Source organism: Corallococcus exercitus (assembly GCF_003611585.1).
Taxonomy (GTDB): Bacteria; Myxococcota; Myxococcia; order Myxococcales; family Myxococcaceae; genus Corallococcus; species Corallococcus exercitus.
The window spans coordinates 1-6971 of the sequence record NZ_RAVW01000477.1; the positions used below are offsets into that span (position 1 = coordinate 1).

General features: G+C 72.1%; 6 protein-coding genes, 1 tRNA gene and 2 pseudogenes. 5 read left to right on the forward strand and 4 right to left on the reverse strand.

From position 1 onward, the window contains the following. The 3 genes and pseudogenes from D7W79_RS36170 to D7W79_RS36180 form a co-directional block, all read right to left on the reverse strand. Positions 1 to 211: pseudogene (locus D7W79_RS36170) on the reverse strand (energy transducer TonB); the annotation flags it as partial. 82 nt (positions 212 to 293) lie between these two features. Then, positions 294 to 1514, reverse strand: coding sequence for a glycosyltransferase family 87 protein (locus D7W79_RS36175; protein ID WP_244222161.1), 1221 nt, complete (start codon positions 1512 to 1514; stop codon positions 294 to 296). Positions 1515 to 1556: 42 nt separating this feature from the next. Then, positions 1557 to 2948, reverse strand: coding sequence for a dihydrolipoyl dehydrogenase family protein (locus tag D7W79_RS36180; protein WP_120529856.1), 1392 nt, complete (start codon positions 2946 to 2948; stop codon positions 1557 to 1559). Positions 2949 to 3378: 430 nt separating this feature from the next. Between D7W79_RS36180 and D7W79_RS36185 the strand changes: the two genes are divergently transcribed. The 5 genes from D7W79_RS36185 (at position 3379) to D7W79_RS36205 (ending at position 6848) form a co-directional block, all read left to right on the forward strand. Continuing rightward, the gene (locus D7W79_RS36185; RefSeq protein WP_120529851.1) at positions 3379 to 3777 is read left to right on the forward strand and encodes a ribosome-binding factor A; all 399 of its coding nucleotides are present in this window, start codon (positions 3379 to 3381) and stop codon (positions 3775 to 3777) included. After that, on the forward strand, positions 3774 to 4931 hold the full coding sequence (locus D7W79_RS36190; protein WP_120529852.1) for an RtcB family protein: 1158 nt from the start codon (positions 3774 to 3776) through the stop codon (positions 4929 to 4931). The genes D7W79_RS36185 and D7W79_RS36190 overlap by 4 nt, the downstream gene beginning before the upstream one ends. 159 nt (positions 4932 to 5090) lie before the next feature. Continuing rightward, positions 5091 to 5164 (forward strand) — tRNA-Gln (locus tag D7W79_RS36195). A gap of 59 nt (positions 5165 to 5223) precedes the next feature. Beyond that, on the forward strand, positions 5224 to 5754 hold the full coding sequence (locus D7W79_RS36200) for a non-proteolytic archaemetzincin-like protein (protein ID WP_120529853.1): 531 nt from the start codon (positions 5224 to 5226) through the stop codon (positions 5752 to 5754). 137 nt (positions 5755 to 5891) lie between these two features. Further along, the gene (locus tag D7W79_RS36205; RefSeq protein WP_336243131.1) at positions 5892 to 6848 is read left to right on the forward strand and encodes a TolB family protein; all 957 of its coding nucleotides are present in this window, start codon (positions 5892 to 5894) and stop codon (positions 6846 to 6848) included. A gap of 14 nt (positions 6849 to 6862) precedes the next feature. On the opposite strand, the pseudogene D7W79_RS36210 reads toward D7W79_RS36205, so the two are convergent. After that, positions 6863 to 6971 (reverse strand): annotated as a pseudogene (locus D7W79_RS36210) (IS5-like element ISMra2 family transposase); the annotation flags it as partial.

Genomic DNA, 6971 nt, shown 5'->3' on the forward strand with positions numbered 1-6971 from the left:
AAGAGACAGCCTCCACGACGGGAGGCGGCGGAGGCGGAGGCGGACGGAAGACGACGTCCACCTTCTTCTCCTTGATGACTTCCTTCACGGTGTTGGCCGCGGTCATCGCCGCCACGGCGATGAGTCCGAAGACGGCGACCGACGCGGTCGTGGAGAGCGCGAACCGCCGGGCGGCGGGGGCGCTGGAGGCGCTGTCGAACGTTTCGAACATGACGGGGACGCATATAGCGACGCCGTGTGTCACGAAGGTTCAGGCTCCGTGACACTTTGCCCCCGGCCGTGTCTCGATTGGGTCACGAACCGCGAGCGTTCAGGAAGCCACGCGGCAGGTGCGTCACGGCCTTGTCGGAAAGAACCGCCGTGGGCGTCCCGTGACGCCGCGTCTGCCACAACAGCGCGATCAGCAGCGCGGAGTACGCCACCGCGAACGGCCGGAAGAGCAGCACGCGCCGCGCCGGATCCGCTCCCAGCACCGCGTCCGACACGACCATGCCGACGAGCGCCACCGCCGCCACGCACCCCTGCCCCAGGCGCGAGCGGCCTTCCAACGCCGCGCGGATCACCGGCCACGCGAGCAGGTAGTTCGCGCGCCACGCCAACGGTGACAGCAGCGTCACGCCCAGGCAGCAGAACGCGAGCAGCTCCACGGGCCCGGGCCGCGCCCACACCAGCGCCACGACGAACAGCGCCAGCGCCACGACCTGCGCCAGCGTCATCGCACCGGCGGGAGGCAGCGACTCCGGAGGCAGCACCAGCGACAGCAGCAGCGTGGGCAGGCCCTGCGGGTTGTGCCCCAGCGCCCACGGCGGCGTGGTGCGCGCCAGGATCTCCGTCCAGTCACGCAGCTGTGACAGCGTGCCCGTCCAGCCGTAGCGGCCCAGCGTGGGCAGCACCAGGAGGACGCCGAAGAAGGCCGTGGTCCCCACGACGCGCCAGTGTCTGCGCGAGAGGAAGAACAACCCCAGGAGCGCGGCCGGAGGCTTGAGCAGGCACGCGACGGCGAAGGCCGCGCCCGGTCCCCACACGCGGCCCCGCTCCGCGCCCACCGCCGCGACCACCAGCAGCCACAGCAGCACGGCGTCCACCTGGCCGTAGAAGATCTCGAAGGAGAATGCGGGCAGCAGCACCGCGGTGGCGAGCACGGGCGCCCACTGCCACGGAGTCGCCTCACCGGAGGCAGGCACCGCGCGGCGCGTGAGCATGGACACGGCGCCGAGCGCGAGCACGGACCCCAGGTTCCACAGCGCCACGGCCGCGCGCGGGGGCACGGCGGTGAAGGGCAGGAACAGGGGCGCGGTGACGGGCGCGTATTTGAACGGCATGGTGCCGTCTTCCGCGCGGTAGAGGTCCGTGCCCTCGCGGAAGCGCTCGGCGGCGGTGAGGTAGACGCGGAAGTCCGCGCCGCGCCGGGGATGCTGTCCCACCGCCACGGCCGCCACGGCGAGCACCAGCAGCAGCGCCCACTCCACCTTCAGGGATGCGCGTTGGCGGTGCTCGTTCACGGAGGAGGACACGGTGGGGCGCGCACCATTCCACGCGGGGGCGCCCCGCCGCAATCACAGGCCGTAGGCTTCCAGGAGCCGCAGCCACACCTCGCTCACGGTGGGGTACGACGGCACCGCGTGCCAGAGCGTGTCCAGCGTCACTTCGCCCGCGACGGCGATGGTGGCCGCGTGGATCATCTCGCCCACGCCCGGTCCGGTGAACGTGGCGCCCACGATGACCCGGCGCTGCTCGTCCACCACCAGCTTGGCGGTGCCCTTGAGGCCCTGACCCATGACGGACGCGCCGGCCACGTTGCCCAGCTCGTACTGCACCGTCTTCACCGGCACGCCCGCCTTGCGCGCCTTGTCCTCGGTGAGCCCCACGCTGCCCACCTGCGGGTGCGTGAAGACGACCTGCGGCGTGGCCTTCGCGTCCGCCCACGCCTTCGCGGGCTTGCCCAGGAGGACGTCGCCCAAGAGCCGCGCCTGGTACTTGCCCATGTGCGTGAGCAGGTTGCGGCCGTTCGCGTCGCCCACCGCGTACAGCCAGCCGCCGTCCACGCCCTTGGCGCGGAGCTGATCATCCACCTCGATGGAGGCGCCGGGCTTGAGCCCCACCGTGTCCAGGCCCAGGTCGTCCGTGCGCGCGGTGCGGCCCATGGCGACGAGCAGCGCGTCCGCGCGCAGCGTGTCCCCGCCGGTCAGCGTGATGGTGTATTCGCCCTGCGCGCCGGAGCGCTGCACCTTGGTGGCCTGCGTCTCCAGCAGCACGCGCACACCGGAGTCGCGCAGCGCCTCGGCCACCTGCTCGCCCACGAAGGGCTCGAAGCGCTTGAGCACGCGGGGACCGCGCTGCACCAGCGTCACCTCCGAGCCCAGCTCGCGCCACGCCTGCGCCAGCTCCACCGCCTCCACGCCGCCGCCCAGCACCACCAGCCTGCTGGGCACTGCCTTCGCGCCGGTGCCCTCGCGGTTGTCCCAGGGCCTGGAGTCCTTGAGGCCCGCGATGTCCGGCAGGCGCGGCTTGCTGCCCGTGGCGACGACGACGGCCTGCTTCGCCTCCAGCTCGCGCACCTTGCCGTCCTTGCCCGTCACGGCCACCTTGCGTGGACCCGCAAGCCGGCCGTGGCCGCGCACCACGGTGAGCTTCGCGCCCTCCGCCCACTTCACCTGGCCCCTGTCGTCGTAACCGGACACCATCTGGTCGCGGTGCTTGAGCACGGCGTCCGCCTTGAGCGGGCCCTGGATGAGCTCGCGGACGCCGGGCGTGTGCTTCGCCAGCCACAGCGTCTCGCCGGGGTGCAGCAGCGCCTTGCTGGGCATGCAGGCCCAGTAGGAGCATTCGCCGCCCAGGAGCTCCTGCTCCACCAGCGCGACCTTCAAGCCACCCGCCGCCGCCCGCGCGCCCGCGTTCTCGCCCGCGGGACCCGCCCCAATCACCACCACGTCGAAAGTCTCGGCCATGAAGCCTCCCGGCTCCTGCTTGCCCGGGGAAGGCCGCTCCGCCAATCCGACCAGCGCCGCGCGTCGGATGGTGGATGGTGTGGCTGGTCACCAGAGGACAGCCCGCCTGTCAGGGCCCGGAAGGCCCCTACGTCAGGGCGCGGACGGATGCGTGTGTTCCCCCGCGTCCGGTGGACGGTCCGCGCCGTGGCGCGGCGGGAGGTGTGCCATGGGACGTGTCGCCAGGGTGGTCTCGGTTCGCTCCGCGGGGTCGCGCGTCTAGCGTCACCGGCGGCGTCCAGCTCCCGTCCGAAGGCGGCGCCCTCGTGAGCGCCGTCGCGGCCGTGGAGGACGCCTTCGCCGTGAGGTCCAGACGGCGTGTCCGCGCGGGTCACTCGCGTGCACACCCCGGCCGTGCTCCGGCACGGCCAGCAGGAATCCGTCTTCGTTCATGTCCTCTTCCAGGCATCGCCGTCCCCGCGCGTCCTCCCGGCGCTCGGGCTCCTCGCTGTTCCATTCCGAAGCCCCGTCCGCGCGTCACCTGCGCGTCCAGTCCACCCTCTCAGAGGAGCTCTCGCTGCTGTTCCGTGGCGAGCTGTCCGACCCCCGGCTCGAAGGCGTCGCGCTGACGTCGTTCGAGCTGTCCCCCGAAGGCCGCATCGCGAGCATCGGCTACACGCTGCCGCACGACGCGGACCCCGCTGACGTGAAGGAGGCCCTCACCCGTGCGGAGGGCTACCTGCGCTCGCAGCTGGCGCAGCACCTGAACCTCAAGCGCACCCCGCACCTGCGCTTCGTCCTCGTGGGCACCGCCCCGCGCACGGAACCCGAGGACGGAGGTGACGCATGATGCCCCGCGTCCTCGAAGTCCCACCGGGCGCGGTGCCCCTCCTTGCCTGGGCGCGCACGGTGCCCGCGGCGGCCCTGAAGCAGCTCCAGCAACTCGCCGCGCAGCCCTACGTCACGGAGCACGTGGCGGTCATGCCGGACGTGCACCTCGCGTCGGGCGTGGCGGTGGGCACCGTCTTCGCCACGCAGGCCCACGTCGTCCCCGGCGCGCTGGGCAACGACCTGGGCTGCGGTGTGAGCGCGCACCGCTTCGCCTTCCCCGCCGCCTCACTGTCGCGCGCGGACCTGGAGCGCCTGCTGTCCCAGCTCGCGCGGGTCATCCCGGTGGGGGACGCGGTGCACCGGGGACGGGGCCTGCCCCTGCCATCCGGACTGGAAGCCCCGCCGCTGTCCACCCAGAAGCTGGCCCGTGCCTGGGAGCGGCTGGCGCCGCGCCACCTGGGCACGCTCGGGGGCGGCAACCACTTCCTGGAGCTGGACCGCGACGGGGCGGGGGACCTCTGGCTGCTCATCCACTCCGGCTCGCGGGGCGTGGGGGGCGCCGTGGGAGAGCACCATCAACGCGTGGCCCAGGCGCTGGGCCAGGGCACACCGCCCGCGCTGCGCACGGACACCGAGGAGGGTCAGGCCTGCGTCCATGACCTGGACCTGGCGTGCCGCTTCGCCCGCGCCAACCGGGACATGCTCGGGGCCCGGGCCCTGGCGGTGCTGGCGGACGTGCTGGGCGTGGCGCCGGACGTGGACAGCGCGGTGGACGTGCACCACAACCACGTCGCCTCCGAGACGCACTTCGGCCGAGCGCTCTGGGTCCACCGCAAGGGCGCGGTGGGGTTGGACGCGGGGGCCCGGGGGCTCATCCCCGGCTCCATGGGCACGGCCTCCTACGTCGTCGAGGGCCGCGCGGAGCCCCGCGCCTTCCGCTCCTGCTCGCATGGCGCGGGCCGCGTGCTCACCCGCACGGAGGCTCGCGCCCGCATCCGCCCGGACGCGCTGGTCCACGCCCTGCGCCGCGTGGTGTTCGACCCGGGCCGGACGCACGCCCTGGTGGAGGAGGCCCCCGCCGCCTACCGGGACCTCACCGAGGTGCTGGAGGACGAGGCGGACCTCGTGACGCCCCGCGTCCGGCTCACGCCCCTGGCCGTGCTCAAGGGCTGAAGGCCTGGGAGGGGAGGGGGGCACCTGTCGGGTGGATGACAGCCCGTCCGGGTGATCCACCCCCCGCACTCCACGACCGGAGGGGCCCATCGTCAGAGTGGGTTCCCGCGCCCGTCAAAGTGCCGTAGTATCGGCCCACGAGTACGCGTGCGAACCTGCTGGGGCGTCGTCTAATGGCAGGACGTCAGACTTTGACTCTGATTATCAAGGTTCGAATCCTTGCGCCCCAGCCACTCCGCTCCGGGGGGACGCGGTCAACGTCGTCCGTCCGGAGGTAGAAGGCGGTGGGCTGATGCCGCAGAAGACGCTCCTGCTGGTCACCGTGGGCAGTCCACCGTCCGCGCTCGTGAACGGCTTGCAGGATCCGCTGGCGACCCACCTGGGCGTCAGCGCGGTCGTGAGCCGGATGGCGCTGTCGTCGCCGGCCTACGCCTTCAACAAGGACCGCAGCCAGTACCACTGCAACGCCATCATGCGCCGGCTGGGCACGGTGCTGGACGACGCGCCCCAGGACCTGGTGATGGGCGTGACGGACGCGGACCTCTTCGAACCGGACTCGCCCTTCGTCTTCGGCCAGGCGGACCGTGAGTCCAAGGTCGCGGTGATGAGCCTGTTCCGGCTGCGCCAGGGCGCGGAGGGCGAGACGCTCCGCCGCCGCGTGCAGGTGGAGGCGGTGCACCAGGCCGGGCACCTCATCGGCCTGTCGTACTGTGAGGACTCGCGCTGCGTGATGTTCTTCCCGCAGTCCCCGCAGGACATCGACCGCAAGTCGCTGGGTCCCTGCAACGTCTGCCGCAACGAACTGAACCGCCTCAACCGCTGAGCACCCTTGCGCGCTCCCCGACACGGGCGCGCGTGAATGCCTCCGTGTGCGTTGACGTCCTGTCCCGCGCGCCCTGTAGTGTTCGGGCGCGGTGTGTGTGTGACAGGGCCGGCACAGCGGGAGACACGATGATGGGCATGCGGCGATGGCTCGGCGGTGTGGTGGCGGTGGGGATGTTGGGGGCGTGTGAGCCCCTGGATGACCCGGGCGGTGGCGGCACCACCGGTGACGTCCTCTTCGACAAGGGCTTCGCCTTCGTGCGGACCGACCGGAACGTCTACGTGGTGGACGACGACGGCGACCCCAACAGCCCGCAGCGGTTGACGACGGCCGGCGGCGCGTACACGCCCGCCATCTCCAAGGACGGCAGCAGCATCGTGTTCGTGCAGAAGTCGGGCAGCACGTCATCCATCCAGACGGTGCCGACCTCCGGCGGCTCGGTGGCCACGCTCATCAGCAGCAACGACCCGGCGTGCGGCGCGTGCACCAACTTCCGCGGGCCCACGTTCAGCCCGGACGGGCGCACCATCGTGTTCGCGTTCGACCGGGGCTCGGGGTCGGTCAGCTCGCTGGGGCGCATCGCGGTGAACGGCAGCGGCTTCGCGGAGCTGACGCCCGGCACCACCATCTCCTACGGCTCGCCGTCCTTCTTCCCCAGCGGCAACACGGTGCTGGCGCCCGCGGGCAGCAACACGTTCCAGTACAACCAGCTCGCGTTCGTGCCGGTGGGCGGCGGCAGCCCCAGCTACGTGTCGCTGGGCAACGAGGTGCTGGCCATCGCGAACCGCGCGGTGGTGTCCCCGGACGGCCGGCAGGTGGCGCTGGACGGGCGGCTGTCGTCCGGCAGCACGCGCATCTTCGTGGGCAACGTGACGGCCTCGGGCATCAGCGGCGCGCTGCGGCGGCTGACGGACTACACCGCCAGCACCGTGCAGGAGAGCTTCCCCAGCTGGACGGGCAGCACGGAGCTGGGCTTCCTCTTCAACGACTCCGGCGGCGACCCGAGCATCTACCGCGCGCCGGTGTCCTCCACGGCCAGCTCCGTCACGCTCGCGGTGCCCGCCGCGAACGAGCCCTTCTACGGGCCCAACTAGGGCGTGTCCGCAAATTAGAGCCAGAGGCGGATGGAGGCGATATGGACCATCGCCAGGTAGTTGGCGGCGCGCTTCTCATAGCGCGTCGCCACCCGCCGGTTCTGCTTCAAGCGATTGAAGAGA

Bases quoted from the DNA above. Each gene is read 5' to 3' on its own strand.
- D7W79_RS36190 (WP_120529852.1), top strand. From the start codon at position 3,774: ATGATGCCCCGCGTCCTCGAAGTCCCACCGGGCGCGGTGCCCCTCCTT.
- D7W79_RS36200 (WP_120529853.1), top strand. From the start codon at position 5,224: ATGCCGCAGAAGACGCTCCTGCTGGTCACCGTGGGCAGTCCACCGTCC.
- D7W79_RS36205 (WP_336243131.1), top strand. From the start codon at position 5,892: ATGCGGCGATGGCTCGGCGGTGTGGTGGCGGTGGGGATGTTGGGGGCG.
- D7W79_RS36180 (WP_120529856.1), bottom strand. From the start codon at position 2,948: ATGGCCGAGACTTTCGACGTGGTGGTGATTGGGGCGGGTCCCGCGGGC.
- D7W79_RS36185 (WP_120529851.1), top strand. From the start codon at position 3,379: ATGTCCTCTTCCAGGCATCGCCGTCCCCGCGCGTCCTCCCGGCGCTCG.